At 71.3% G+C, this 25,083-nt stretch carries 22 protein-coding genes, 1 tRNA gene and 1 riboswitch; of the genes, 11 read left to right on the forward strand and 12 right to left on the reverse strand.

Annotated features, from left to right (window positions below; translation table 11 throughout):
• The first annotated feature begins 753 nt into the window (after positions 1-753).
• The gene (locus tag ACVNF4_RS06905; protein ID WP_461801782.1) at positions 754-1,419 is read left to right on the forward strand and encodes a response regulator transcription factor; all 666 of its coding nucleotides are present in this window, start codon (positions 754-756) and stop codon (positions 1,417-1,419) included.
• Here the strand turns inward: ACVNF4_RS06905 and ACVNF4_RS06910 are convergent.
• Positions 1,401-1,814, reverse strand: coding sequence for a barstar family protein (locus tag ACVNF4_RS06910; protein ID WP_461801783.1), 414 nt, complete (start codon positions 1,812-1,814; stop codon positions 1,401-1,403). The two genes, ACVNF4_RS06905 and ACVNF4_RS06910, sit on opposite strands and share 19 nt — an antisense overlap.
• A gap of 73 nt (positions 1,815-1,887) precedes the next feature.
• Positions 1,888-2,556, reverse strand: coding sequence for a hypothetical protein (locus ACVNF4_RS06915; protein ID WP_461801784.1), 669 nt, complete (start codon positions 2,554-2,556; stop codon positions 1,888-1,890).
• 125 nt (positions 2,557-2,681) lie between these two features.
• Between ACVNF4_RS06915 and ACVNF4_RS06920 the strand changes: the two genes are divergently transcribed.
• Positions 2,682-3,341 (forward strand): hypothetical protein, encoded by a 660-nt coding sequence (locus ACVNF4_RS06920; protein ID WP_461801785.1) that lies wholly within the window; start codon positions 2,682-2,684, stop codon positions 3,339-3,341.
• A 697-nt stretch (positions 3,342-4,038) separates the two neighbouring features.
• On the opposite strand, the gene ACVNF4_RS06925 is transcribed toward ACVNF4_RS06920, so the two are convergent.
• From ACVNF4_RS06925 to ACVNF4_RS06935, 3 genes are all read right to left on the reverse strand, one after another.
• On the reverse strand, positions 4,039-4,428 hold the full coding sequence (locus ACVNF4_RS06925; RefSeq protein WP_461801786.1) for a hypothetical protein: 390 nt from the start codon (positions 4,426-4,428) through the stop codon (positions 4,039-4,041).
• Positions 4,429-4,570: 142 nt separating this feature from the next.
• Positions 4,571-5,014 (reverse strand): protein kilB, encoded by a 444-nt coding sequence (locus tag ACVNF4_RS06930; protein ID WP_461801787.1) that lies wholly within the window; start codon positions 5,012-5,014, stop codon positions 4,571-4,573.
• A gap of 207 nt (positions 5,015-5,221) precedes the next feature.
• Entirely contained in the window at positions 5,222-7,321 is a 2,100-nt protein-coding gene (locus ACVNF4_RS06935) for an asparagine synthase-related protein (protein WP_461801788.1), read from the reverse strand.
• Between the two features lie 710 nt (positions 7,322-8,031).
• Between ACVNF4_RS06935 and ACVNF4_RS06940 the strand changes: the two genes are divergently transcribed.
• From ACVNF4_RS06940 to ACVNF4_RS06955, 4 genes are all read left to right on the forward strand, one after another.
• On the forward strand, positions 8,032-9,456 hold the full coding sequence (locus ACVNF4_RS06940; protein WP_461801789.1) for an MFS transporter: 1,425 nt from the start codon (positions 8,032-8,034) through the stop codon (positions 9,454-9,456).
• 45 nt (positions 9,457-9,501) lie between these two features.
• Entirely contained in the window at positions 9,502-10,722 is a 1,221-nt protein-coding gene (gene lhgO, locus ACVNF4_RS06945; protein ID WP_461801790.1) for an L-2-hydroxyglutarate oxidase, read from the forward strand.
• Positions 10,723-10,836: 114 nt separating this feature from the next.
• On the forward strand, positions 10,837-11,634 hold the full coding sequence (gene trmB, locus ACVNF4_RS06950) for a tRNA (guanosine(46)-N7)-methyltransferase TrmB (protein WP_461801791.1): 798 nt from the start codon (positions 10,837-10,839) through the stop codon (positions 11,632-11,634).
• A 55-nt stretch (positions 11,635-11,689) separates the two neighbouring features.
• Positions 11,690-12,988 (forward strand): PrsW family intramembrane metalloprotease, encoded by a 1,299-nt coding sequence (locus ACVNF4_RS06955; protein ID WP_461801792.1) that lies wholly within the window; start codon positions 11,690-11,692, stop codon positions 12,986-12,988.
• Between the two features lie 302 nt (positions 12,989-13,290).
• On the opposite strand, the gene ACVNF4_RS06960 is transcribed toward ACVNF4_RS06955, so the two are convergent.
• The 5 genes from ACVNF4_RS06960 to ACVNF4_RS06980 form a co-directional block, all read right to left on the reverse strand.
• Positions 13,291-14,229, reverse strand: coding sequence for an aldo/keto reductase (locus ACVNF4_RS06960; RefSeq protein ID WP_461801793.1), 939 nt, complete (start codon positions 14,227-14,229; stop codon positions 13,291-13,293).
• 130 nt (positions 14,230-14,359) lie between these two features.
• Complete coding sequence (locus ACVNF4_RS06965) at positions 14,360-15,355, reverse strand: M23 family metallopeptidase (RefSeq protein ID WP_461801794.1); 996 nt, start codon at positions 15,353-15,355, stop codon at positions 14,360-14,362.
• Positions 15,356-15,364: 9 nt separating this feature from the next.
• A riboswitch (cyclic di-AMP (ydaO/yuaA leader) is annotated at positions 15,365-15,526 on the reverse strand.
• Between the two features lie 242 nt (positions 15,527-15,768).
• Positions 15,769-15,842, reverse strand: a tRNA-Met gene (locus ACVNF4_RS06970).
• Between the two features lie 51 nt (positions 15,843-15,893).
• Positions 15,894-17,108 (reverse strand): alginate lyase family protein, encoded by a 1,215-nt coding sequence (locus tag ACVNF4_RS06975; protein ID WP_461801795.1) that lies wholly within the window; start codon positions 17,106-17,108, stop codon positions 15,894-15,896.
• A 60-nt stretch (positions 17,109-17,168) separates the two neighbouring features.
• Positions 17,169-18,263 (reverse strand): dihydrofolate reductase family protein, encoded by a 1,095-nt coding sequence (locus ACVNF4_RS06980; RefSeq protein WP_461801796.1) that lies wholly within the window; start codon positions 18,261-18,263, stop codon positions 17,169-17,171.
• A gap of 71 nt (positions 18,264-18,334) precedes the next feature.
• On the opposite strand from ACVNF4_RS06980, the gene ACVNF4_RS06985 reads away from it, so the two are divergent.
• The gene (locus ACVNF4_RS06985; RefSeq protein WP_461801797.1) at positions 18,335-18,835 is read left to right on the forward strand and encodes a MarR family winged helix-turn-helix transcriptional regulator; all 501 of its coding nucleotides are present in this window, start codon (positions 18,335-18,337) and stop codon (positions 18,833-18,835) included.
• Between the two features lie 124 nt (positions 18,836-18,959).
• Positions 18,960-19,589, forward strand: a complete 630-nt coding sequence (locus ACVNF4_RS06990; protein ID WP_461801798.1) for a GTP cyclohydrolase II — start codon at positions 18,960-18,962, stop codon at positions 19,587-19,589.
• Positions 19,590-19,801: 212 nt separating this feature from the next.
• Here ACVNF4_RS06990 and ACVNF4_RS06995 read toward each other — a convergent pair whose 3' ends face one another.
• Positions 19,802-20,320, reverse strand: a complete 519-nt coding sequence (locus ACVNF4_RS06995; protein ID WP_461801799.1) for a hypothetical protein — start codon at positions 20,318-20,320, stop codon at positions 19,802-19,804.
• A 7-nt stretch (positions 20,321-20,327) separates the two neighbouring features.
• The gene (gene ccsB, locus ACVNF4_RS07000) at positions 20,328-21,410 is read right to left on the reverse strand and encodes a c-type cytochrome biogenesis protein CcsB (protein ID WP_461801816.1); all 1,083 of its coding nucleotides are present in this window, start codon (positions 21,408-21,410) and stop codon (positions 20,328-20,330) included.
• Between the two features lie 190 nt (positions 21,411-21,600).
• On the opposite strand from ccsB, the gene ACVNF4_RS07005 reads away from it, so the two are divergent.
• The 3 genes from ACVNF4_RS07005 to ACVNF4_RS07015 all read left to right on the forward strand — a co-directional run bounded on the left by ACVNF4_RS07005 (position 21,601) and on the right by ACVNF4_RS07015 (position 25,079).
• Positions 21,601-23,124 carry a WXG100 family type VII secretion target gene (locus ACVNF4_RS07005; protein WP_461801800.1) on the forward strand — a complete coding sequence of 508 codons (1,524 nt, stop codon included), beginning with the start codon at positions 21,601-21,603 and terminating at the stop codon, positions 23,122-23,124.
• A 30-nt stretch (positions 23,125-23,154) separates the two neighbouring features.
• Positions 23,155-24,477: a type VII secretion-associated serine protease mycosin gene (mycP, locus tag ACVNF4_RS07010; protein ID WP_461801801.1), complete on the forward strand. Its 1,323-nt coding sequence runs from the start codon at positions 23,155-23,157 to the stop codon at positions 24,475-24,477.
• 155 nt (positions 24,478-24,632) lie between these two features.
• Complete coding sequence (locus ACVNF4_RS07015; RefSeq protein WP_461801802.1) at positions 24,633-25,079, forward strand: hypothetical protein; 447 nt, start codon at positions 24,633-24,635, stop codon at positions 25,077-25,079.
• Positions 25,080-25,083 lie beyond the last annotated feature (4 nt).

Raw genomic sequence — 25,083 nt, forward strand, 5'->3', positions numbered from 1 at the left:
GCGTGATTCCTTCACATACGTGTCGGATTATGTCCGGTTCGCGCCATCCTGAGGCTCAACGCCCGTACGGATACCCCTGCTGCTGGTACGGGTTCGGCTGAGGCTGAGGGCCGGGCCGGCGCCGGGGCTGACGCCGGGGCCCACGGCGAGGCCGGGACTGGGAGCCGGGGAGAGGCCGGGACTGAGGCCGGGACTGGGAGCGGGGCTGGGACTGAGGCCAGGGTCGAGGTCAGGGCTGGAGCCAGGGGCCGGGCCGGGGCTGGGGCCAGGACTGGGGCCGAGGGCCGGGTCGAGGCCGGGGCTGACGCCAGGGCCGGGACTGGGGCTGGGGTCGGGGCTCCCGCGATCGGCGCCGGGCTTTACGCGGACGACGCCGGGGCCTCCGCACTTCACGCCGGGCCCTACGCAGACAACACCCGGGCCCCCTCGACCGGCGTCGGGCTTCCCGCAGACGACGTCAGAGCTCCCGCACTCCACGCCGGACCCCATGCAGACAACACCGGAGCCCCCTCAACCAGCGTCAGACTTCCCGCAGACGACGTCACGACTCCCGCACTCCACGCCAGGCCCCATACAGACAACACCCGGGCCCCCTCAACCAGCGTCAGACTTCCCGCAGACGACGTCACGACTCCCGCACTCCACGCCAGGCCCTACGCGGACAACGCCGGGGCTCTCGTGTCCGGCGTGCCCTTGGGGCACCTGTCCGTTGCGGCCGGTCGCAAGTCCTCGTCCGCCGCCGGAGGCCCCCGCGTGGGTGACGTCCTGCTTGTCGACGACGACCCGGTGGCCAGGGAGAGTGCCCGGCTCGCGCTGGCGGAACGCGGCCATCGGGTGCGTACCGCCGCCGACGGGGTGACCGGCCTCAACCTCTTCCGCCGGCAGGCCCCGGACGTCGCCGTGCTCGCGGCCCGGCTGCCCGGTCTGGACGGGATGAGCCTGGCGCGGCGGATCCACGAGGAGTCCGGGGTGCCCGTGCTGCTCATGTCGGACGGCGACGACCCGGCGGATCTGGTGGCGTCTCTGGAGAAGGGGGCGGACGACTGTCTCGCCAGGCCGGTCGACGGGTCGGTGCTGGCCGCCCGCGTCGGTGCCCTGCTGCGCCGGACCGGCGCCGACCAGCCGTCCGGCATGCGGGCGGTGCGGTTCGGGGACCTGGTGTTCTGCCCCGTGTCGCTGGAGGTGCACCGGGACGGGAAGGCCGTCCACCTGACCACCACCGAGCTGAAGCTGCTGCGGGAGTTCGCCGCCGCACCCGGCACCGTCCTCACCCGGGAGCTGCTCCTGGAGCGGGTGTGGGACCACGCGTGGTGCGGTGACAACCGGGTGGTGGACGTCAATGTGCAGCGGCTGCGCGCGAAGATCGGGCGGGAGCGGATCGAGACGGTCCGGGGGTTCGGCTACAAGCTGCGGCCGTGAGCCGGGGGCGGGGTGAAGCCGGCCGCCGTCATGCGCCGGGCCAGTTGGTCGAGGTCGGCCGGGGAGTCGTCCAGGAGGAGAAGGCCGAAGGCGTTGCTCTCCAGGATGTCCAGCAGGGTGCTCAGCTCCCTCGGACCCTCGTCCTCCAGGACGAGAGCGGCGTTACGGAGCACGATCGTCACCGGTCCGTACTCGTCCGCCTCGGTCACGGTGCGCAGGCAGTCCTCGAACGCGGTCCAGTTGTGGCCGAACCAGGCCGGGAAGTCCAGCACGGCGGCCCACTCGGCGAACAGGTCGATGTTGGTGCGGCAGCGGGTGCCGAGGATCTCCTTGGCCGACGCGGGGACCGTCTCCGACGCGGACAGGGGGCGGATGCTGTGCATGATCGTCTGCATGTCGTTCCTCCTGGCGGAAAGGTGGGGGTGGACGAGCGCCCGCCGGCATGGGGGTCCGGCGGGCGCACGCCGGCTACCAGCGGCCGAGGTAGTGGAAGGTGTTGTAGTGGTCGAACGTCGCGTAGACGTGGCCGGTGTAGATGTTGCGGACGATCCGCATCGTGCCCCGGATGTTGCTGCCCGTGCTCTCGTGGGACAGGGTGTCGTACTCGCGGTAGGCCCCCGTCGAGCCGTCCGTGTACATGTTCGGGACGTGGAAGCCCGCTTCCTGGTTCGCGACCTGGCCGCCCCGGTCCTGGAACACGCCGCCGTAGTAGATCCAGTGCGTCGTACGCCTCGGCCAGCTGCCGGTCGTGAACGAGTACCAGCCCCGGCCGTTCGTGTCGCCGGGCCAGCCCTGGTGGTACTGCGGGTTCTCGCTCGTGACGAGTTCGTTCAGGCCGTTGGCGCGGTTGATGTCGTGCGTGTTCCAGAAGTCGGCCGCGGTGACGGCGGCACGCCAGTCCTGGTCGGAGACGTTGCCCGGCTGCGACCCGCGCCACGGCGCTTCGGCGGGGCACGTCTGGGTCGGGGCGCTACAGCCGGGGGCGTCGGCGGCGTGCGCGGTGGCCGACAGGCCGAGTCCGCTGACGGTGACGCCGAGCAGCATCGCCGGGATCACGACCTTACGGGCGTACGCGCGCAGCACGGACGACAGGGAGCGCTTCTCGCGCGGGGTCTCCAATGCCTCGTTCGAGGACATGGTGGCTCCTTGGAGTTGGGGGGTTCACGGCCGGAGCGGATGTTTCTCCGGCCGGCACCAAGGAGACCGGGCGTATGTCTCGGTGGTCCGGCGATGGGGTCACAGCTCAGGGGAGGGGTGTCGACGTGCGGTTGTTACAGAAGGCTGTGCGGCTGCGGTACAACACCGTCATGGCCGAAGCGGAGCGCGTTCTCGTGCGGGATCTCGGAGAGTGGTCCGCCCTGTACGACGGGTACGAGTACGACGTCCCCCTGGACGACGCCCGTCTCACCCTTCCGGACGACCTCGCCGAGGCACTCCGCTCACCGGATCTGCGTGCCGCTCAGCGGCTTGCGCGGTATCTCGGGCCCGGTTGGGAGGTGCGGTACGGGGAGGGGGTGTTGTTGTGCTGGGGGTGTGAGCGGGTGCATGGGGAAGAGGGGGCCCGGCATCCTCAGGACCTTGTCGTGAAGGGGGAGTTCAAGTGTCCGCCGCTGCGGGCTGAGGGGTTCGGGGAGTTCTTTCCCGATGATCCCGTGGCGGCGGTCGAGGTTCCGCGTGAACTCTCCGACGTGTTTCGGGCGTGGGCTCGGGGTATCGACGTCGCCCTGGACCAGTGGACCCGGGACCGGCTGGACTTCGCGTACGAGGTCGAGTGCGAGCGGCTGTTCAAGGAGGGGAGGGGGTTGGCGGAGCGGCTCGCGAAGTATGTCGGGGCCGGTCGGCGGGTGACGTATCTCGGGCTTGCCAACGGGGGGTTGAGCTCCATGAGTTGGGACAGCTGGGTGGGGGAACATCGGTCGTAGGGAGCCGGTTCTGTGGGGGCTTGCTCCGGTTGACTCAACGGGACGTGGGGCTGGGCGAACCCTTCGGGGTGAGAGGCGTTGGCCTGGGCATGGAACGTCTCTTCGCGGTGCCTGCCGGGTACCGGCCCGATCGGCGTCGGATTCCTGGGCTCGTCGCACTGGTCGTGGACCGGCTCGGACAGCCGGTCAGCCCGCTCACCCGGCCCGTGCTGCTGCTGTGGTGGGCCATTCCTGTGTGTTCGGCCCATGTGCGGGGTGGGTTGTTCGTGCGGGAGGGGGCCGTCGGGGCGGTGCAGGGGCTGCCGACGGGGCTGCTGCGCCGGGTGCTTGTCGCTGTCGCGAGCTGTGCCGTGGCCGTGTGTGCCGGGACCGTCGTCCTCGTGGAGTTCGGGAGGTGTCTTCCGCTGCTTCTGCAACTTGCCCGTGTCAGGGGCGTGTTGCGTCGGCTCAGGGCGGGTGGGCCCTGGTTCTACGGGGGGTTGTTCGCCGCTCCTGTCGAACTTCCCTTGGGTGGGCTGCGGTTGATGCGGGCGGGGCACGAGTGGGCCGACGTTCAGGGGGTGGGGCTGGTCGCCGTGCCCGCGAACGGCCGGAGCCGGCGGTACCTGGAGCGCGGGGGATGGGTGGCGGACGAGCGGTATTCCGGGGTGTTGGTTCGGGAGGCTGTGCGGGAGCGTCGTCCGGAGACCGGTCACCCTCAGGACGGCTGGACGACGATCCGCCAGACGACCGAACTGCCCGCCGAGAACTTCCATTTCAGCTCGTTCAGATGGGCACGGGGAATTTCGGCGGTGAATACACCGCCGCCATCACCGCATTGTGATCCGGCAAGGACTTTCCCGACGGACGAGGCCTTCCCCGCCGAAGCGGGGAGCGTGACGCCGCCCGCACCTCGCCCCGACCCCGCGTACAGCGTCTTGGACCCGACGGGCAGCGGGGACTGGACCGGGTCGGGGAGGCGGTTCGGGGCGGTCGGTGTCTGTGCCGCGGGGGGTGTGCTCGCCGGGGCCGTCGCATGCGTGCCGGTGGAGCAGGCCGAGGCGAACACCAGGACCGACAGGCCGACGGCACGCAGGGGGAGCTTCATCCGACCGGCCTCGGCTCAGGCGTGCCCCTTGGTCACCAGGGTGGTGAGCGTGATCTGGAGCGCCATGGACCGAACAATCATGGAGCGCGCGGTTGATCGTCAAGGAGATTCGGGACAGCTGACCGGCTGATGAGGACCGCTCTCACACCGCCAGCACCCTCCCCGCCGCCGCGACCAGTTCGTTCGTCCTCTCTATCGCCGTCTCCCTGCGGGCCGACAGTGCCTCCAGGTCCGGTGCGTTGCGCAGGTCCACCGCCGCGAGGGCCGCCTCTCGGGCCAACGGGGCGAGGGTGGGTTCCAGGACCGAGACGGAGACCAAGGGGGCGGTGAGGGCGGACCGGGTGGCCTGAGACACCGACCTCGCCGCCGTCAACGCGGACTCCTCAGCGCCGGTCAGCCTCAACTCCTCCCGGTGCCACAACGCCCTCCGGTGATCCCCCAACGCCGCGACCAACTCCCCCAACGCCGTCCGCAACGCCACCTCCCTGCGCTCGGCCCGAGCAGCGCGTTCCCCTCTCTGCTGGAGAAGGCCGGCGAGCAGACCGCCGAGGAGAGTGCCGGCTACGGCTATGACGCTGGACCACATGGAGGGGGCTCCGTAAGTCGTTGGGTGGGCAGGGAGGGCTGGAAGTGGGGGGGGTGGGGTGCGGGTGCGTGGTGGTTGTTCGCGCCCACGCGGCGGAGCCGCATATAGATACAACCCTCGCCCAACACCCAAACAGCACCCACTCTTTCAGGGGCGCGGGGAACTACGCGACCAACCACCACGCACCCGCACCCCACCACCCACCCCTCACCCCCCCGAAGACAACGCCCCCCGCCTCGGCGCAATCCCCTCCGGCACGGCCCGCGCCCGAGCCGGCGTCCCCGTCCAGCACGTCCCCCTCCGCGCCAACAACCGCCGCAGCCACAGCTCCAGGGAGACCAGATCGGCGAGCCCGGCCAAGGGCAACGGCTCCCCCGCAGCCGCGTCCCGGACGGCCTTCCGCACCACTCGCGCCTCCACGAGCCCCGCCTCGGCGAGCAGCGGCGTCTCGAACAACGCCAGCACGCTGCCTGTTGCGGAACGCAACCCCGCGCGGGCGGTCGCGGTCGCGGAGCCCGGCGTCGGGGTGCCCCAGCCGGGGGGCAGGTCGGCGACGCCGGACGCGGTGAGGACCCGGCGCAGGATGGCGGACCGGGCCCCCGGCTGGACGCGAAGGGTCTCCGGCAACGCCTGGCACGCGCGGACGACTTGGTTGTCGAGGAAGGGCGCGTGGAGCCGCTGGGAGCGGATCTCGGTGGCCTGCTCCAGGACGCGGAGATCGGAGGCGTGCCGGGCGAGGGCGGCGCGGGCGCGGTGGTCGCCGGGTCTCTGTCCGGGCCCGCCCGCGCGGGAGGTGGAGGACTGGAGGCGAACCGATACTTCAGCGAGCGCCTCACCGGTGAGCCAGCGGGCGGCGGGACCGGCGGGAGCCCAGGCCAGCGCGGCCAGGGACGCGCCTACAGCCCCCGGCACGTCCTCGAAGCGGCGGGACAGCAGGCGGTCCGCGAGGGACTCCAGCCCGGCGGCGTACGGCGTGCGCGCGAGGCGGCGGGCGGCGCCGTACACGCGCGCGGGGACCAGGACGGAGCCGTCCGCCTTGGTCAGCGCGGCGACGGGCCGGACCAGGTGACGGCGTTTGCGGTCCATCAGCAGGTCCGCGAGGCGGGCCGGGTTGGCGTCGAGGGCCTGCCGGGCACCGTGCCCCGTGAAGTGGTCCGCGCTGCCCGCCGCGAGGCGCGCGCGGTGGCGGGGCGCCTGGACGAGGGAGGGGCCGGGTTCGTCGGTGAGGGGGCCGTCCAGGGCCGCGTAGGGGAGCATGTCGGCGTCGCCGGTGACGACGACGTGGTGGAAGCGGGGGTTGGCGGCCAGCTCACCGGCGCGCTCCAACTCCTCCTGCTGACGGCGTGAGGTGAGGTCGTTGAAGGTGACGGCCAGCAGCCGCTCGCCCGCGCCGGTGCCGTGCCCCAGGAGCGTGCCCGGCATGCCGGGCAGGCCCGCAGCGAGCAGCGCCAGTGTCCCGGACGCCGGTCCGCCCGTGAGGTCCGCGCCGATACCGGGAACCGGCATCCCGCGCGCGGCACGCCGTTCGGCGGGCCCCATACCGGGGACGGGCCCGGGGTCCATGTCGGGGACGTGCCGGGGCGCCGACAGCCTCGTCCGCACCGCCTCGACGAGCGCGTCCCGCACCCCCTCGACCGCGCTGTCCGCGTCGACGGGCGCGGCGGCGACGGCGAGTGAGGTGACCGGTTCGTAGTTGACGACCTCCCGCGCGCCCGCGCGCAGCACCAGCGCGTGCCCCGGCGGAACGCGCCGCACGCCGTCGTACGGCGTCGAGTCGAGGAGGGCGGCCGGTACGTCGGGGGCGGCGAGGAGCGCGGCGAGGTGCCCGAAGTCGAGGTTGGCCTCGACGAGGTCGGCCAGCGGCAGCGCGGCCGTCGCGTACGCCGTCCCGCCCGCCCAGGGCGTGTGGAACACCGGGCGCGCGCCCGCCAGATCGCCGCAGACGGTGATCCGGCGGTCCACCTGGACGACGGCCGTGTAGCTGCCGGGCCAGGCCGTGAGGTGGCGCAGGGCGCCGCCGCGGGCCGTCAGCAGGCCGATGCGGAGCTGGTCGTCGCTGGCGCCGCACAGGCCGAGGACGGCGATGCGGGTGCGGTCGTCGACGCGGACGACGCGGATCTCGTCGGGCCGCCAGTCGCCGACGGCCCACAGGGGGTCGGGGTCGCCCCACAGGAGCTGCGAGCCGATCGGCTGGACGACCTCGCCGTCCAGGCCGACGGCGCCGCCGCCGTCGTAACCGCCATAGGGGTCACCGAAGCCCGGAGAGGACCCGGAGGCGGTCAAGCTCCAACCCACCAACCACCGCATCGACGCCTCCACGGGCTGTGGACAACCGGTGCACCGTACGAACCGATTCACCATGCTGCCACGAAGAACGCGCCCATGACGGAAGGCAGAACGCCTGAAAGGCACCACAACGCGCCCACGCGCGCGTGCCGTTGCCGAACGGGGAGCCCGCGTGCGCCCCCGCGCTCTCGTCGCGAATGCGCCCCCGGTACGCTCCCCCCGAACGCCCTGTGCGCCCTCGATTCCCATGGTCGGGGCCTTGATCACCCGGCGATCCGAGGGGCGTTTTTCGGCCAAATCCGCAGCGTGACGCGGCAGTTGCCGAAGCTTTCCGGACAAGCCGCGCACACGCTCCGTACACGGCCCGCACGACCCTGTGCGAGCGCGCGATCCGGGAGACGGAGATCGCCCCCCGGACCGTTCCGCCGCCCGCGGGGATGTAGGCGGCGGTGTCCCCCAGCCCACTGGTATCCAGTCCAGCGGGCCGACCCACGCACCGCCCATCGAAGCGCTCCCGCGATGGCCGGAGAAGAGCGCACACACGGGCGCACGGCCACACAGCGGGAGCACGTCGCGACGGACCGCTACGGAGCCCGCACTTCCGTACGGGCAACAATCCCGCCAACCGGAACAATGCCTCTTAACGCTTGGGATGCGGCGAACTACGCTGGGTTTACGAATGCCGGGTGGTTATGCCAGCGCGGCAGCCGTCTGTGTCGAGGGGTGGCGCAATGTCCAGGGAGCAACGCGGGCCGAACGAGAAACTCGGCGCCGTTCTCGCCCTCGCGGGGATCAGCAACGCGGGTCTCGCGCGGCGCGTCAACGACCTCGGCGCACAACGCGGGTTGACCCTGCGCTACGACAAGACGTCCGTGGCGCGCTGGGTGTCGAAGGGCATGGTCCCCCAGGGCGCCGCCCCGCACCTGATCGCCGCCGCGATCGGCCAGAAGCTCGGCCGGCCCGTCCCGCTGCACGAGATCGGCCTCGCCGACGCCGACCCCGCGCCCGAGGTGGGCCTCGCCTTCCCCCGGGACGTCGGGCAGGCCGTCCGCTCCGCGACCGAGCTGTACCGCCTCGACCTCGCGGGCCGACGTGCCGGGGGCGGCGGCATCTGGCAGTCCCTGGCCGGGTCGTTCGCCGTCAGCGCCTACGCGACCCCCGCCTCCCGCTGGCTCATAACCCCGGCCGACAGCTCCGTCGCGCGCGAGTCGCCCCTGTCCGAGGCGGCCGGGGCGCCGGTCAGAGTCGGCCACAGCGACGTCCGCAAACTGCGGGAGGCCGCCGAGGACGCGCGCCGCTGGGACTCCAAGTACGGCGGCGGCGACTGGCGTTCGTCCATGGTGCCCGAGTGTCTGCGCGTGGAGGCCGCTCCCCTGCTGCTGGGGGCGTACTCCGACGAGGTGGGGCGCGCACTGTTCGGCGCCACCGCCGAACTGACCCGGCTCGCCGGGTGGATGGCCTTCGACACCGGTCAGCAGGAGGCCGCCCAGCGGTACTACATCCAGGCCCTGCGCCTCGCGCGCGCGGCGGCGGACGTCCCCCTCGGCGGGTACGTCCTCGCCTCCATGTCCCTCCAGGCCACCTACAGAGGCTTCGGGGACGAGGGCGTCGACCTCGCGCAGGCCGCCCTCGAACGCAACCGCGGCCTCGCCACCGCCCGCACCATGAGCTTCTTCCGGCTCGTGGAGGCGCGCGCACACGCCCGCGCGAGCGACGCACACGCCGCCGGTGCCGCGTTGCGCGCCGCCGAAGGGTGGCTGGAGCGGGCCCGGGACGGCGACAGCGACCCCTCCTGGCTCGGCTTCTACTCCTACGACCGGTTCGCCGCCGACGCGGCCGAGTGCTACCGAGACCTCAAGGCACCCCGCCAGGTCCGCCGGTTCACCGAACAGGCGCTGTCGTCCCCCACCGAGGAATTCGTCCGCTCCCACGGGCTGCGCCTCGTGGTGTCGGCCGTCGCCGAGCTGGAGTCCGGCAACCTCGACGCCGCGTGCGAGCAGGGGGTGCGGGCCGTGGAGGTCGCCGGGCGGATCTCCTCCGCGCGGACGACCGAGTACGTGAAGGACCTGCTGCACCGGCTGGAGCCGTACGGCGACGAACCCCGGGTGGTGGAACTCCGCGAACGGGCAAGGCCGTTGCTGATGACTCCGGCATAGGTTTGAAGCCGTTGTCAGTGGCGCAGTGCACTATCGAAGGCGGAGGTGGTGCTCGTGGGCCGTGGGGTTCCGTACGACTGTGACGTGCTTGTCGTCGGTGGGGGGATCGTCGGGCTCGCCACCGCGTACGCCGTCGGCCGGGCCGCCCCTGGGACACGGGTCCTCGTCCTGGAGAAGGAGTCCGGGCCCGCCCTGCACCAGACCGGGCGCAACAGCGGGGTCATCCACAGCGGGATCTACTACCGGCCCGGGTCGCTGAAAGCCCGGTACGCCGTCCAGGGCGGCGCCGAGATGGTCAAGTTCTGCGCCGAGCACGGCGTGCCGCACGAGGTCACCGGCAAGCTCATCGTCGCCACCGACCGCGCGGAACTCCCCCGCCTGCACGCCCTCGTCCAGCGCGGGCGCGAGAACGGCATCTCCGTCCGTGAGCTGGGGGGCGCACAGATCCAGGAGTACGAGCCGGAGGTGCGGGGCCTCGCCGCGATCCACGTCGGGACGACCGGGATCTGTGACTACGGCGCCGTCGCGCGCGTCCTCGCCGAGGAGTCCGGCGCGGAGATCCGGTACGGGGCGGAGGTCGTCCGCGTGGACCGGCGCGCGGATCTCGGGGTGGCCGTCCGGACGGCTCGCGGGGACGTCGTGCGCGGGCGCGTGCTCGTCAACTGCGCCGGGCTGTACTGCGACACCGTCGCCAGGCTGACCGGGGACGAACCGTCCGTGCGGATCCTGCCGTTCCGGGGTGAGTACTACGAGCTGACGCGTCCCGCTCTCGTGCGGGGACTGGTCTACCCCGTCCCCGATCCCGCGTTCCCCTTCCTCGGGGTGCACCTCACCCGGGGCATCGACGGGGGCGTCCACGTCGGCCCCAACGCCGTTCCCGCGCTCGCCCGGGAGGGGTACGGGTGGGGCGTGGTCCGGGGTGCCGAACTCGCCGGGACACTGTCCTGGCCCGGCGCCTGGCGGATGGGCCGGCGGCACTGGCGGTACGGAGTGGGGGAGATCCGGCGGTCCGTCTCCAAGGCGGCCTTCGTGGACGCGGTGCGCAGGATGCTGCCGGGGGTGGAGGAGGGGGACCTCGTGCGGGGTGGTGCGGGGGTGCGGGCTCAGGCTGTCGGGCGGGACGGGGCGCTCGTCGACGACTTCCTGATTCAGGAGGGGGCTCGGGCGGTGCATGTGCTGAACGCGCCTTCGCCTGCGGCCACGGCTTCGCTGCCGATCGGGCGGGAGGTGGCTCGGCGGGCGCTGGGGGTGCTGGAGGGTTCCTGAACAAAAACTTTTCCTCGCCCCTGCCGCCCCTACTCAGACGCCGGACGGGCTGGGGGTGGGTGTGAAGTGGTGGGCGAGTTAGTTGTCGGGCTGCCGCGTAAAATCGTCCCCACTGTGTGTGCATCCCTGAACCCCAGCGACCGCCCGTCCGCCGACGCCCCCGTCCGCCCCAAGGGCGAACCCCGTTTCCCCGACGGCCCCAAAGCCGACCCCGCCGGGTCGCACTTCGAGCGGCGGATCCGGAGTTTTCAGCCGCGCCGGAGCCGGGTGACGACGGGGCAGGCGGACGCGTTGCAGAGGTTGTGGGCGCGGTGGGGGATGGACATCGACGGGCATGCGGTCGAGCTGAGTGAGCTGTACGGGGATGAGCGGCCCGTTGTGCTGGAGATCGGGTTCGGGATGGGGGAGGCCACCGCGCGGATGGCCGCCGCCGATCCCGGGACGAATGTCCTCGCCGTCGATGTGCACACCCCGGGGCAGGGCAACCTGCTCAACCTCGCCGAGCAGAACGGGCTGACCAACGTTCGGGTCGCCAACGGGGACGCGATCATCCTCCTGCGCGAGATGCTCAAGCCCGACGCCCTCGCCGGTCTCCGCGTCTACTTCCCGGACCCCTGGCCCAAGAAGCGCCACCACAAACGCCGGCTGATCCAGCCGGAGTTCCTGGACCTGGCGGCGACGAGGCTGCGCGCGGGGGCGGTCGTCCACTGTGCGACGGACTGGGAGCCGTATGCGGAGCAGATGCTGGAAGTGCTGACCGCGCATCCCGAGTTCGAGAACACGCAGGGGGAGGACGGTGGCTTCGCGCCTCGTCCGGAGTTCCGTCCACTGACCCGCTTCGAGGCGCAGGGCATCGAGAAGGGCCACGTCGTACGGGACTTGCTGTTCCGCCGGGTCAGCCAACGCCCTTGAGGGGCACGCGGCGAACCCTTCGCGGCAGAACCATTCCCTCGTTAGGGTCATACCCGTGTCGACCAGTCCCCCGTACCCGCCCTATCCCTCGGCCCCGCCCCGCCCCCGCTGGTGGAAACGCCCCGCCGTCCGCTACACCACCCTCATCACCCTCCTCACGATCTCCGGCGTCGTCATCCTCGCCCTGGTCCGTGAACAGACCGGTACGCGGGGCCTGTTGGTCGGGCTGGGGCTGGCGATCTTCCCGGTGCCCCTCCTGCTGACGGCGTTCCGCTGGCTGGACCGCGCGGACCCGGCGCCGTGGCGGAACATGCTGTTCGCGTTCGCGTGGGGTGCCTGCGCGGCGACGCTGATCGCGATCGTGGCGAACACGTTCACGACGCAGTGGATAGCGAACACGACGGCGGATCCGGACAGCGCGGACACGCTCGGCGCGACGCTGATAGCGCCGATAGTCGAGGAGTCCGCGAAGGCGGCGGCCGTCCTGCTCGTCTTCCTGTTCCGCAGAAGGCAGTTCACGGGCCTGGTGGACGGCGTCGTCATCGCCGGGACGGCGGCGGCGGGGTTCGCGTTCACGGAGAACATCCTGTACCTGGGCTCCGCGTACGGCGACGACCAGCTCTCCGGCGACGGGGGCCTCGCGTCGGTGACGGCGGCGACGTTCTTCGTCCGGGTGATCATGTCCCCGTTCGCGCACCCCCTGTTCACGGTGTTCACGGGCATAGCCTTCGGCCTGGCGGCACGGACGCCGGACGGCAAGCGCGCCCGCCGTGTCCTGTTCCCCCTCGGTGGCCTGCTCCTCGCGATGTGCATGCACTCCCTGTGGAACGGCTCCGGACACTTCGGCCCGCTCGGCTTCTTCGTCGTCTACGGCTTCTTCATGGTCCCGGTGTTCGGGCTGATCACCTGGCTCGTCATCTGGACCCGGCAACGCGAACTCCGCCAGCTCCGCGAGGAACTCCCGGCCTACGTCGCCGCCGGCTGGCTCTCCCCGTTCGAACCCTTCGCCCTCTCCTCGATGCGGGCCCGCCGGATAGCCCGCGACTACGCGGTCCACTACCTGGGGAAACCGGCGGGCAGAACCCTGACGGAGTACGAGTCCGCCGCGATGGCCCTGGCGCAACTGCGCCGCAGGGGCCGGCTGGGCCACGCGCCCCTGGACTTCGTCACCCGCGAACACCGCCTCCTCACGACCCTCTGGACCCACCGCACCACCACCCGCCCGGCCCTCGAATACGCGTCCCGCGCCACGGCCCCACCCCCACCGGCCCCATTCGCCTGGCAGCCCCCGATGACCCCGTCCTACGGCTTCCCGACGGGCCCGTACCCCCCGTACGGCGGCTACCACGTATAGCCCCCCTCGCGCTGCGCCCACGAACTCGGGTGGTTCGGCAAGTGGGCGACTGCGGGCCCGCCGTGGCTGATCGCGCCCACGCGGCGGAGCCGCATATCGATACAGCCCCGCGCCCCTAAGTGGCGGCTACGCCGCCATCCCCACGCACCCGCACCCGCCTCCCCTCCCCGCCCCAGCTGCGGGCAGTCGTGCCGCTAGGGGCGGCACGGGTGGGCGCAGCGGCACCCCGCAAGCGCGGGTGAGCGACAACGCCCCCCACCCCAGCCACGCACCGGCCCCGCACCCACCCCCAACAGCCCCACCTACGCCGAAGCCTCCGTAAGCAGAGCCACCTCCCCCTCCGTCAGCTCCAGCTCCGCCACAGCCACCAACGCCGGCACCTGCTCAACCGTCCGCGCAGAAGCAATCGGCGCAGCAACAGTCGGCTGAGCCGCAAGCCACGCAAGGGCAACGGTCGCGACCTCGGCGTCATGCGCGGCGGCGACCTCGTCGAGCGCGGCAAGCACCTTCACCCCCCGCTCGGTGCCGAGGTGCTGACCGGCGGCACGCGCGCTCTCGACGGCCACCCCCGGCCGGTACTTGCCGGTGAGGAAGCCGGAAGCGAGGGCGAAGTAGGGGACGGCGGCGAGGCCGGCCTTGGAGGCGATCTCCTGCCGCTCCCCCTCGTACGTGTCGCGGGAGACAAGGTTGTAGTGGGGCTGGATCGCGACGAACCGGGCGAGCCCCTCGCGGTCGGAGAAGTCGAGGTACTCCCGCAGCCGCTCGGGCGTGACGTTGGACGCGGCGATGTGCCGCACCTTGCCCGCCTTGACGAGTTCGTCGAAGGCCCCGATGACCTCCTCGACCGGCGTCTCGGGCTGGTCGAAGTGCGCGTAGTAGAGGTCGATGTGATCGGTCCCGAGCCGCTTCAGGGACGCTTCGGCCGCCGCCTTGATGTTGTCGGCGGACAGCCCCTTGAACTCGGGGTGCTGACTGACCTTGGTGGCGACGACGATGTCGTCCCGGTTCCCCCGTGCCTTGAGCCACTTGCCGATGATCGTCTCGGACTCGCCCCCGCTGTTGCCGTCGACCCACGCGGAGTAGGAGTCGGCGGTGTCGACGAAGTTCCCGCCGGCGGCGGCGTACGCGTCGAGGACGGCGAAGGAGGCGGTCTCGTCGGCGGTCCAGCCGAAGACGTTGCCGCCGAGGGAGAGGGGGAAGACTTCGAGGTCGGAGGAGCCGAGAGGGCGCAGAGTAGTCATGCTCTGCGTCAACAACGGTCCTGGAGGGGCGAATTCCGTCCCGGACCGCAACGGCTGGAAACAGCACGCAAAAAAGAGGCAGCTCGTAAGACCCGTAGGCCTCACGAGCTACCCCTCAAGTACTAACCCCTCAGGGGTTGATCCCGTTGCTCCGCAGCCACGCCCCGGGGTCGATCCCCGTCGACGCTCCACCCGGGTGCACCTCCAGGTGCAGATGCGCCCCGGTGACGTTCCCGGTCGCCCCGACCCGCCCGATCACATCACCCGTCCCGACCTTCTGGCCGACACTGACGCTGATGGAGGACTGGTGGGCGTACCAGATCTCGGTGCCGTCATCCAGCGTGAGGATGGTCCGGTAGCCGTAGGACCCGGCGTACCCGGCCTCCGTGATGGTCCCGCTGTGGACGGCCTTGATGAGCGTGCCCGTGGGCGCCGCGAAGTCGAGCCCGGTGTGGTACCCGGACGACCACAGCGCCCCGGCCTGACCGAACGTGGAGGTGATGACGTACGACGAGGTCGGCAGCGAGTACTGCTTGGCCAGCTCGGCCAGCCGCGCCTGCTCCTTCTTCTCGCGGGCCGCGTCGTCCGCCTCCTGCTTGGCCTCCTTGACGTTGGCCTGCGCGGCCTTCGCGGCCTTGGCGGCGGCCTCGGCCTGGGCCCGCTGCGCGGCGACCTTCGCCTGCTGGTCGGCCTGCGTCGCCTGCGACTCGGCCTGCGCGATGATCCGGTTGCGCAGCGCCTCGGCTGCGTCGGAGGTCTCCTGGCCGGCCTCGCTGACGATGCTCGCGATCGGCGTGGGCTCCGGTGCCTGGTCGCCGTCGTCGGAGACGAGGGAGCCGACGCCGGGGATGTCGGAGACGGAGATGGAGACGGGGGCGTTGCCCGTGTTGGCGCTGGCCATGCCGCCCGCGCTGACGGCGGCTATGACGCCGACGCCGAGGACCGTGGAGCTACGGGCGAAACCGCCGCCGCCGGTGCGCTGCTTGGCGACCCGGTGCTTGCCCTTGGCCGGGACGGAGTCCGCGGTGGGGTTCCACTCCTCCCAGGGTCCCTCGTCCTCGACGCGGTAGCTGCCGAATCCGAAGGTCGGCTGGGCGGGGGCTTCTGGGGCAGTCGGGTTCGCCACGCGGGCGCACTCCTTTCCTTCCGCCGCCTACCGGGTTAGCTGACGGGTTCGGAGCGGGAAGGTCTCCTACGCGCGTAAACCGTCCGCTCGTGAACGAGCGGGGGCGTCCGCGTGATTCACCCCAAGGTGGTGGTTCCCCGGTTCCCTTACGGGATTCGGCGCGTGCGCACGGAGCCGTCTCTTGTGACGGCTGGGACAACCGTGCTGCGTTATCGAACGTTAATCGACCTCAGGGCCCGTTTCCAAGCGGTTCTGCTTGATCCACAAACATTTTTGGCCCGGAATTTTCGGGTCAACGACGGGGAAAAACGGGCGAGTTGGGTGACAGGTGGGAACTCCGCAATACACAGAGTGACCACCCGGAACAACAAAAGAACCGGGACCCTGTTTCCAGGATCCCGGTCCTTTTTCAGTAGCGGGGACAGGATTTGAACCTGCGACCTCTGGGTTATGAGCCCAGCGAGCTACCGAGCTGCTCCACCCCGCGCCGTTGAGATAACTATAGGCACACGCCGCGGGGAACTCCAAACCGGTTCCGCTAGACCCCCGGGTTACCGGCGTGCGTCAGGGTCTCCCAGGCCACGAACAGGTCGTCCGTGCCGGCGGGCCGGTGCCGGGCCACGAGCCGGTGCGCGGCCGGGACAGACTCACCGAGCCGGCCCTCCAGGTGGTTGACGAGAACCTCCAGGTCAGGACCCATGTTCCGGTCGACCTTCCCACCGCACAGCCACGCCGGCGCCTGCTCCCCCTCCTGGTAGCGGGCGTGCAGTTCGGCCGCCGCCTTCAGCCGGTCCTTGACCTCGCCGTACAGGTCGACGCCCTGGTGCCAGGCGGTCTCCGCGATGTGCGAGGACGCGGCCAGCGAGTAGCCCGCGTGCTTGAAGTTGCGGCACGTCTCCTGGGAGACGCCGTCCTTGAACGTCGTCTGCCCGAACCAGTACTTCGTGAGTTTCGCCGGGTCGTCGAGGCCCGCGTGGGCGGGGGCGATCGGGATCCTGCCGTCCTTCTCCAGGTAGAAGTAGGCGGGGACGCGGGCGCGGAAGCGGGCCAGGGCGTGGTCGAAGACCTTGTGGTCGTTCGTGAAGACGCCGATGCCGATCGCCGCGTCCGTCATCGCGAGGTCCCAGTTGCCGTTGTAGTCCGGGACCTCCCGGGTGACGGCCGGGAGGTAGGCGTTCCTGAGCATCGCCTCGAACCTCAGGACCCTGTCCTGCGGCCACCCCGCGCCCGGCGTGTGCCGGACGATCTCCGCCGCCCGCGTCCACGTCGACCCCGCCCACGCGGTCTGCAACCCGGCGTCGTCCTCGGTGTGCCGTCTGATCTTCGCCGACCAGGCGTCCATGATCTCCCGCGCCTTCACCGCGTGCGCCTGCTTGCCGGTGACGCTGAACAGCAGGGCCTGCGTGTACGCGGCGATCGCGTCCTGCCGCTCCTCCACACACCCGTGCGCCGGGCGGTTCGGCTGGTCTCCGCCGGGGCAGTCGACACTCTCGTACGGCTCCGGGCGGTACTTGTACGAGCCGTACTTGCTGTCCCGCATGTCCAGGTAGGCGCGCAGCCAGGGCTGTTTCCCGGCGTGCACGTTCTCTCGGGCGACGTCCAGTTGTGCCTTGTTCACCAGGACCCCCGGGTGCGTGAAGGACGCGTCCGGGGGGAGGGCTCGGGCCATTTGGCGGGTGTCGGAAGGGGTTGTGGAGCAGGCGGCCAGAGACAGGAGGAGGGCAGCGGCTAGGACGGGGGTGGCTGGTCTCATGTGGGCAGCGTGGCCCGTCCGGGGGTGGGGCGCAGGTTGGGGTGGGCCGGGCGGGTCAGCTCACAGGAGGTGGCTGTTCGGCGCCTTTGCCCTTCCCTCGTACTCCGGGAGTACTAGTACCTCGACCCCCGCCTCCCTCAACAACCCGTTCCCATCAGCCTCTTGAACGAACGTGTCCGGCTCGATCCACGCCGTCACCACCCTCCGCACCCCCGCCTCCAGAATCAACCCCGCGCACGGCACCGGCCTCGACGCCCTGCGCGCACACGGCTCCAGGCTGCTGTACACGGTCGCCCCCGCCAGGCCGCCGGCCACCTTCGCCAGCGCCGCCTCCTCCGCGTGGACGACACCGTCGTCCCCCTCTCGCGAATACCCCCGCGCCAGTTCCGTCCCGTCCGCCGCGACGATCACCGCGCCGACGCTGAAGGCGGTGTCGGACGGCGGGCACTGGGCGGCGAGGTCGCAGGCGAGGGCGAGCCAGTGGTGGTCGGCGGGGGTGATGGCGGGGCGGTAGGTCATGAGGACGACGTCCTCGATGCGCTGGGTGCGGACGAGGTTCAGGCGCCCGTCCTGGTAGGTGCCGGGGCCGAAGAGGCGGGGGGCGTTCCGGTCGCCGACGAACAGCGGGGCCAGCACCAGCTGGAGTTCGTCCGCGAGGCCCGCCTGGAGGAGCTGGGTGTGGATCGTCCCGCCCCCCTCGACCATGAGCCGATGGACGCCCCGCTCGTAGAGGTCGGTGAGCAGCCGGTGCCAGTCCAGTTCCGGGCCGAGGGGGACGACGCCGGCGGGGATCCCGAGTTCCGTGATCCGCTCGGCGCCGGGGTCGGTCGTATAGACGAGCTTCTCCCCGCCGGTGTGCCAGAAGTTGGCGTCGGGGTCGAGGTCGCCGGAGGCGGTGACGGTGACCTTGAGGGGGTACTCGGGGCGGCCCTCGGCGATGCGGGCGGCGCGGCGGTCGGGGGAGTTGACGAGGAGGCGGGGGTTGTCGGCGCGGATGGTGCCGGCGCCGATGAGGATGGCGTCGACGGAGGCGCGGACCTCGTCGACGCGGTCGAAGTCGGCGGGGCTGGAGAGGAGGAGGCGGTCGGGGGTCGTGTCGTCGAGGTAGCCGTCGAGGGAGACGGCGGCGGAGAGGAGGACGTACGGGTAGGGCATCGGTGCGGTCTCCCCCTGGGCTGGTGCCACTGACGGTTGGTTCAAGTTTGAAACAAACCTACACTGGTCGTATGACGACCCGCTGGCTCAACCCCGACGAGATGCGCGCGTGGCGTGCGTACGTCTCCGCGCTGGTCCTGCTGGAGGACGCGCTCGACCGGCAGCTCCAGCAGGACGCCGGCATGCCGCACCTCTACTACTCGATCCTGGCGAACCTCTCCGAGGCACCCGAGCGCCGGCTGCGGATGACGGAACTCGCGGAGAGCACGAAGATCACCCGGAGCCGGCTGACGTACGCGGTGACGCGGCTGGAGAAGGACGGGCTGGTCCGGCGCGAGCAGTGCGGGTGGGACAAGCGGGGGAGCATCGCGGCGCTCACGGACGAGGGGCTGTCGATCCTGGAGCGGGTCGCGCCGGGGCACGTCGAGACGGTCCGTGCGGCGGTGTTCGACCGGCTCACGCCGGAGCAGGTGGGGCAGTTGGAGGAGATCAGCCGGCGGATCGCCGGGGGGCTGGAGGGGGAGGAGGTTCCCTGGCTGCGCAGATCCTCGGGGTGCGAAGGCGTCACGTGACGTACATCAAACGGGTTGCTTCAAATTTAAAACGAGGAGTAGGGTCGGGAACCGGTCATGTGCTTCAAATCTGAATCACATGGTTTCTTGGCAAGCCCCGCCACACCGGACCCCGGAGACCCGCATGCCCGACTTCCCCGCCGCCACGCAGCGCTCCCGCGTCCGGGTCCCGCTGCGCTTCACCGACGGTTACTCCGTCGACGCCGAGATCGTCACCTTCCACGGCCTCACCGACGGCCAGGAGCACCTCGCCGTGATCCTCGGCGACCCCGGCACCACCACCCCCCTCGTCCGCCTCCACTCCGAATGCCTCACCGGCGACGTCTTCGGCTCCGCCCGCTGCGACTGCGGCCCCCAGCTCCGCGAGGCGGTGGAACGCATAGCGGAGACGGGCGGCGTCCTGCTGTACCTCCGCCAGGAGGGCCGAGGCATCGGCCTCTACAACAAGCTCGACGCCTACGCCCTCCAGGACCAGGGCCTGGACACGTACGAGGCGAACAAGGCGCTGGGCCTCCCGGAGGACGGCCGCGACTACACGGCGGCGGCCCAGATGCTGACGGCCCTCGACATCACCTCCCTCGACCTCCTCTCCAACAACCCCGACAAGGCCGACCAGCTCCGCGCCCTGGGCCTGACCGTCCAGAACCGCGTCCCCACCGGCGTCTTCACGACCCCCCACAACGTCCGGTACCTCCGCGCGAAGGTCCTCCAGACGAGCCACACGCTGCCGCTGGCGGAACTGAACGCGGGCTGACCCGGGGCAGCTTGATCTCCCGGTCCGCGAGAGGGCGGACCGAGTTGAGCGGGGTGCACAGTTCGTGCGACATGGCTCTCCCGGTCCGCGTGGGGCGGAGCGGCACCGCACGACCCAGCCCCCAGCCGAGCAGCGCCGGGGCGCCGAACCCGAGCGCGAGGTGGAGGCGCCGCCGAAGGTCACTCGGCGTGAGGGACCCGGCGGGCGGGCGGTCATCCCGCGTCGACGGGCTCCGGAGCCGTGCGTCGCCTCCTCACCGCCTGCTCCGCGGGGGCCAGCACGCCGGCGGCGAGGACCGTGCACAGGAACAGCAGGACAACGGTGTGCTGGGCGCCCGCGCCGGGCAGTTGCCGGGCGATGAACGCCAGCGGCGCCCACCAGACCAGGGCCCCGCCCAGCAGCACGTACCCACCGGCCCCGAAGAACGCGCCCGCCACGGCGAGCACCAGCAGCGCACAGGCGCTCACCGCCCACACCACGCTCAGCAGATCCAGCACCCGTACGACGCTGTCCTGCGCGTCGACGGCCACATCCGGATGCCTGCGGACAGCCTCCCGCACCTCTCCCCGCGCCAGCCAGTGCCGGCCCGCGTACACCCCGGCCGACACCCCGGCCACCGCACTCAGCAGCCCGCTGAGCCAGCGCGTGACCGGATTGTCCAGCGCTCTCTCCAGCCCCGTCCACAGCCGTACGCAGAACGCGAGGAAACGACGGTTCCCGAGTAACCACATCGCGTTCTCACCCCACGCCCGCGTACGAGTGCTTGCCGGTCACGAAGAGGTTCACGCCGTAGAAGTTGAAGAGGACGCAGGCGAAACCCGCGAGGGCGAGGTACGCGGCCTTGCGGCCCTTCCACCCGGCGGTGGACCGGGCGTGCAGGTAGCACGCGTACGTGACCCAGGTGATGAACGACCAGGTCTCCTTGGGGTCCCACCCCCAGTACCGCCCCCAGGCACTCTCGGCCCAGATGGCGCCCGCGACGACGGCGAACGTCCACAGCGGGAAGACCAGCGCGTTGAGGCGGTAGGAGAGCCGGTCGAGGTTGGCGGCGGCGGGGAGCCGTTCCAGGATGCCGTCGAGCCGGCTGCCCCGGTCCGCCGCCGTGGCGAGCCGGCGTTCGCGGGAGTCCTGCGCGAGATAGGACACGGTGACCGCGAAACCGGCGCAGAAGACACCCGCACAGACGGTCATGGCGGCGACGTGGATCCCCAGCCAGTACGAGTGCAGCGCCGGGACGAGTTGCTCGGAGGCGGTGTACAGCACGGTGACGGCCAGGCCGAGGATCAGCAGCGCCGCGATGACGATCGGCAGGCCGAGCCAGCGGACGTTCCGCCTCGCGGCCAGCAGCGCCAGGTGGGCGCCCACCACGGTCAGCGCGAAGACGCAGGAGAACTCGTACATGTTCCCCCAGGGCAGCCGCGTCACCGACAGCCCTCGGGTGATCACGCCCCCGGCGTTCAGGACGAAGCCGAGAGTCGTCAGCGAGACCGCGATCCGGCCCAGGAGATCGGCCTGCGTGTCCGTTCCCGCGACCCCGGGGCCGTCCGCCGGGACGCTGTCACGGCCGCCTGGGGTGACGACGACGGGCTTCGCGCGGACGAGCGTCGCCACACCCCCCTCTGCGCGCCGCCCCTCCGCCGACGCCGTCCCGGCGGGCGAGGCGTGCGCCGCTGAGAGCCGGGCGACCGTGCCCCGGCTGCCGAAGGTCCACTCCGCGCAGTACGCGAACAGCGCCAGCAGGTACACGGCTATCGCCGAGTAGACGAAATAGTTCGAGACGTTGGCCAGACCGACGTCGACGGTTGCCGCAGCGAGAGCCACCATCCACTCCTTCCAGGTCGAGGGAGCAGACAGCGATTCAGTGCCCCCCGGTCACCTCGTGAGTGTTGCACCCGGCCTCAACGCCTTTGCCGTCAGGGGTCATTGAGACGGGCGTGGTTGGCGGTAACTCCTTCACAGCTCACCCCGCACGCCCCCCGTACGATAAAAGGACTTACGGGGGAGGCTGCCGGTGCGTGACGCGGAGAGCTCGGGTGGGACGTTCTTCGACGGGATGAGCCACGAGCAGATGCTGGCGTGGCTCGACCAGGCGAACGCGGGGGTGGTGTCGGGTGCCGCCGAGCGGTTGAAGTCGGCGGCCGGCGAGATCGCGAAGATCGCCAAGGAGCTGGGGGTCCGGCCGCAGCGGGTGTCCTGGAAAGGCGACGGCGCCGACGCGTTCCGTACCTGGGCCGCCGATCTCGCGGGGGCGACGCTGCGGTTGAGTGACTTCAGCCGTGAGTCCGGGGTCTGGCTGGGGCATGCGTCCGACTCCATCGCCCTGGCGCAGGCGTCCATCCCTCGCGATGTGCCTGGGGCTACGGCCAACCTTGCCGCCGCGCGGGCTGCGCACAATGATCCCGACGCGGCGGGGATCGCGTCGAAGTCGTCCGGTGAGTTGGCGGCGTTGAAGGCGGACCGGGAGAAGGTGCGGCTGGAGGCGGCTGCGCAGATGAACAAGCTGGCGCAGTCGTATGCGTGGTCAGCCACGCGGATGAATGCGTTGGAGAGGCCGAAGCTGCCGCCACCGCCGAAGGCGATCGTGCCGACAACGGCGCAGGTAACACGCGATACCACGGCAACCGATGATCCCGGGCTCACGGGATCTTCTGGGTCGGTCCAGACGGTTGGCAGAGTGCCCGGGGAAAGCGGTCCAACCGGAGTTGCTCCTGCGGGGCGTGTCTCCGGCGCTCCCGGAGCCCAGCCGCGTGTGCCGGGTGAGGCCTTGCCTCCGGTGCGGACAGGTATCGACTCGGTTGGTACGTTGCCTGCGCAGACTCCGGTGGATGCCCCGCGCGTTCCTGCCGATCCCGGTCCGGTGAAGGGTACGGTCCCTGTGCCTCCACTGTTCGGCGGTGGGCAGGCTTTGTCCGTCACCAGTCCGACGCCGCAGGGCCGGACGACCGGTGCGGGCAGGGCTCCCGTACCCCCGGTCGGCCAGGGGACGGTCTTCGGCCGCGCTCCCGGCGTCTCCGGCGGGGGCAGCGGCATCGTCGGAGGTCGTCCCGTCCTGCCCTCCGAGGGACGGCAGTCCGGGGCCATCCCGCGCGGCACGGTCGTGGGTGGGGAAGGAACACCCGCACGCGGCCCGATGGGGCCCATGGGCCAGACCCCCGGCATGACCAATCCCGCCAGCCGGACGACAGGCACCCCGGCCACGGCGCCCGGTGTCCGCCCGGTCTCCCCGTCCGGCCCCGGCGGCATCGTCGGAGGACGCCCCGCCACCAACTCCGGTGTCGTAGGCGGCAGTTCCGTCCAGCGGCCGAGGAGCACGGGAGCACAGGCATCGGGCACCGGCCGTACCCCGGTCACCGGTGGCGCGACCGGCGCGGGACGCCCCGGTGAGGGCCGGACGGGGGCTGCGGTGCCCGGCCCGGCCCCGTCGACGACGCCCCGCAGCGCGAGGAACGGCAGCGGTCGGCCGTACGGAGTCACCGAGGACGAGGAGACCTGGCGCCGGAACCAACGGCCCACCGTGCCGCCGGTCGTCGACTGACACGCCCAGGAAACAGGAGAACTAAAGCCCATGAGTGCCAGCAGTACGCGACACGGGGCCCGTCGTATCGTCGCGACGGCGATCCTCGGCCTGCTGCTGACGGGCACGGCCGCAGCACCGGCGGTCGGCGCCGAGACGACCCGTCAGCGCCAGTGGTACCTGGACCGGATGCAAGCCGAGAGCATGTGGAAGACCAGCACCGGCAAAGGCATCACCGTCGCGGTCATCGACACCGGTGTGAACCCCGACAACCCTGATCTCGTCGGACGCGTCCTCCCGGGCAAGGACTACGCCACCGACGAGCCCGGCGACGAACACACCAACTACGACACCTTCGGCCACGGCACCGGCATGGCCGGGCTGATCGCGGCGACCGGCGCCAACTTCGGCGGGCGAGGTTCCTTCGGCCTCGCGCCCGGCGCCAAGATCCTGCCGATCCGGATGCCTGACAGCGGCAAGGCGGCCAACTTGGCCGCCGGAGAGGAACTCTTCAACGAGGCGCTGGCGCCCGCGATCCGTTACGCCGCCGATCACGGCGCGAAGGTCATCAACATCTCCATGGGAGTGACGGAGACGACGACACAGGTGACGGACGCGGTGAAATACGCCCTCGACAAGGGGGCGTTGATCTTCGCGTCGGCCGGAAACAGCGGGAACGAGGCCAACTTGCCCGAATACCCGGCCGCCGTCCCCGGTGTCATCGGCGTCGCGGCGGTGGGCAAGGACCTCCACCGGACCCCAGCGTCCAATTACGGCCCCCAGGTCGACATGGCGGCCCCCGGCGAGGACATGGTCCACGCCTGCGGCGGCAAAACCGGCCTCTGCACCACCAGCGGCACCAGCGACGCCACCGCCCTAGCCTCCGCCAGCGCCGCCCTCATCTGGTCCGCCCACCCCAACTGGACCAACAACCAGATCCTCCGCGTCATGCTCAACACCATCGGCGCCCCCACCGACGGAGCCAAACGCAACGACGCCATCGGCTACGGCATCGTCCGCCCCCGCATCGCCCTCAAAACCCCCGGCGACCCAGGCCCCGCCGACGTCTACCCCCTCCCCGACCTGGCAGCAGCCGAACAGTCCGCCTCCCCCACACCCTCGGCGAAACAGAGCGAACCGGCGAAGGCAGCTGCCGCCGCCAAGGACGACAACAGCACCCCCTGGCTCGCCATCGGCCTCGGCACAGGCACCCTCGCAGCAGCCGGCATCGCCACAGCAGCCGTCGTCCGAAAACGCCGCAGACCCACCACCACCCCACAACACCCCCACCCGGCATCTCCCCAACAGGGCTTCGGCCCACCCCCGGTCATGCCCGGCAACGTCCCCCCGACCCAACGGCCGGAAAACACCTAACCGCCGTTCCCTGCACCTCCGTTCACGGCCATCTCACATGCAAGGTCGAGTAAAGGGACGGTAATCTCCCCTAGGGCGACGGGAGTTGAGGCGACAGCGCGGCAACCCCCGTCCACCGGCCAGGTATCACCACGGGGACGGGGAGGGCACCGCGCATGGCGTGGGACGAGTGGGAGCGGCTCAAAGCGGCGGCGGCGCAGCGGCAGTCCCCAGGGATGCGGCTCAACAGTCACCTGGCCGACTCGGACGGTGGCGCGTCGCAGGGCGATCTGCGGGTGCGGAACGCGGACCTGGAGGCGGTGGGCAAGGCCGCGCACGACCTGTTCGACGACTTCGGGGTGTACAGCGGTCACGCACAGGTCGCTTCGGAAGCCGCCGCAGGCGGATTGAAAGGCGAGGGATACGCACTCGGCGCGGCGCTGGGACACGTGGCGACGCGGTGGACCGCACAGTCCCGCTCACTGCTGGACGCCTGCGCGCACATCTCCAACCACCTGCGTTACACCCAGACCCTGCACGGCGGCACCGACTCCTACATCGGAGGCGCGGTCAGCAGCATCTCCGTACTCGATCAGGGTTTCGACGACCGGAAGGGCCGCTGACCCC

It is taken from the genome of Streptomyces sp. S6, assembly GCF_054880855.1.

Bases quoted from the DNA above. Each gene is read 5' to 3' on its own strand.
- ACVNF4_RS06910 (WP_461801783.1), bottom strand. From the start codon at position 1,814: ATGCAGACGATCATGCACAGCATCCGCCCCCTGTCCGCGTCGGAGACG.
- ACVNF4_RS06915 (WP_461801784.1), bottom strand. From the start codon at position 2,556: ATGTCCTCGAACGAGGCATTGGAGACCCCGCGCGAGAAGCGCTCCCTG.
- ACVNF4_RS06925 (WP_461801786.1), bottom strand. From the start codon at position 4,428: ATGAAGCTCCCCCTGCGTGCCGTCGGCCTGTCGGTCCTGGTGTTCGCC.
- ACVNF4_RS06930 (WP_461801787.1), bottom strand. From the start codon at position 5,014: ATGTGGTCCAGCGTCATAGCCGTAGCCGGCACTCTCCTCGGCGGTCTG.
- ACVNF4_RS06935 (WP_461801788.1), bottom strand. From the start codon at position 7,321: ATGCGGTGGTTGGTGGGTTGGAGCTTGACCGCCTCCGGGTCCTCTCCG.
- ACVNF4_RS06940 (WP_461801789.1), top strand. From the start codon at position 8,032: ATGTCCAGGGAGCAACGCGGGCCGAACGAGAAACTCGGCGCCGTTCTC.
- ACVNF4_RS06960 (WP_461801793.1), bottom strand. From the start codon at position 14,229: ATGACTACTCTGCGCCCTCTCGGCTCCTCCGACCTCGAAGTCTTCCCC.
- ACVNF4_RS06975 (WP_461801795.1), bottom strand. From the start codon at position 17,108: ATGAGACCAGCCACCCCCGTCCTAGCCGCTGCCCTCCTCCTGTCTCTG.
- ACVNF4_RS06980 (WP_461801796.1), bottom strand. From the start codon at position 18,263: ATGCCCTACCCGTACGTCCTCCTCTCCGCCGCCGTCTCCCTCGACGGC.
- ACVNF4_RS06985 (WP_461801797.1), top strand. From the start codon at position 18,335: ATGACGACCCGCTGGCTCAACCCCGACGAGATGCGCGCGTGGCGTGCG.
- ACVNF4_RS06990 (WP_461801798.1), top strand. From the start codon at position 18,960: ATGCCCGACTTCCCCGCCGCCACGCAGCGCTCCCGCGTCCGGGTCCCG.
- ACVNF4_RS06995 (WP_461801799.1), bottom strand. From the start codon at position 20,320: ATGTGGTTACTCGGGAACCGTCGTTTCCTCGCGTTCTGCGTACGGCTG.
- mycP (WP_461801801.1), top strand. From the start codon at position 23,155: ATGAGTGCCAGCAGTACGCGACACGGGGCCCGTCGTATCGTCGCGACG.
- ACVNF4_RS07015 (WP_461801802.1), top strand. From the start codon at position 24,633: ATGGCGTGGGACGAGTGGGAGCGGCTCAAAGCGGCGGCGGCGCAGCGG.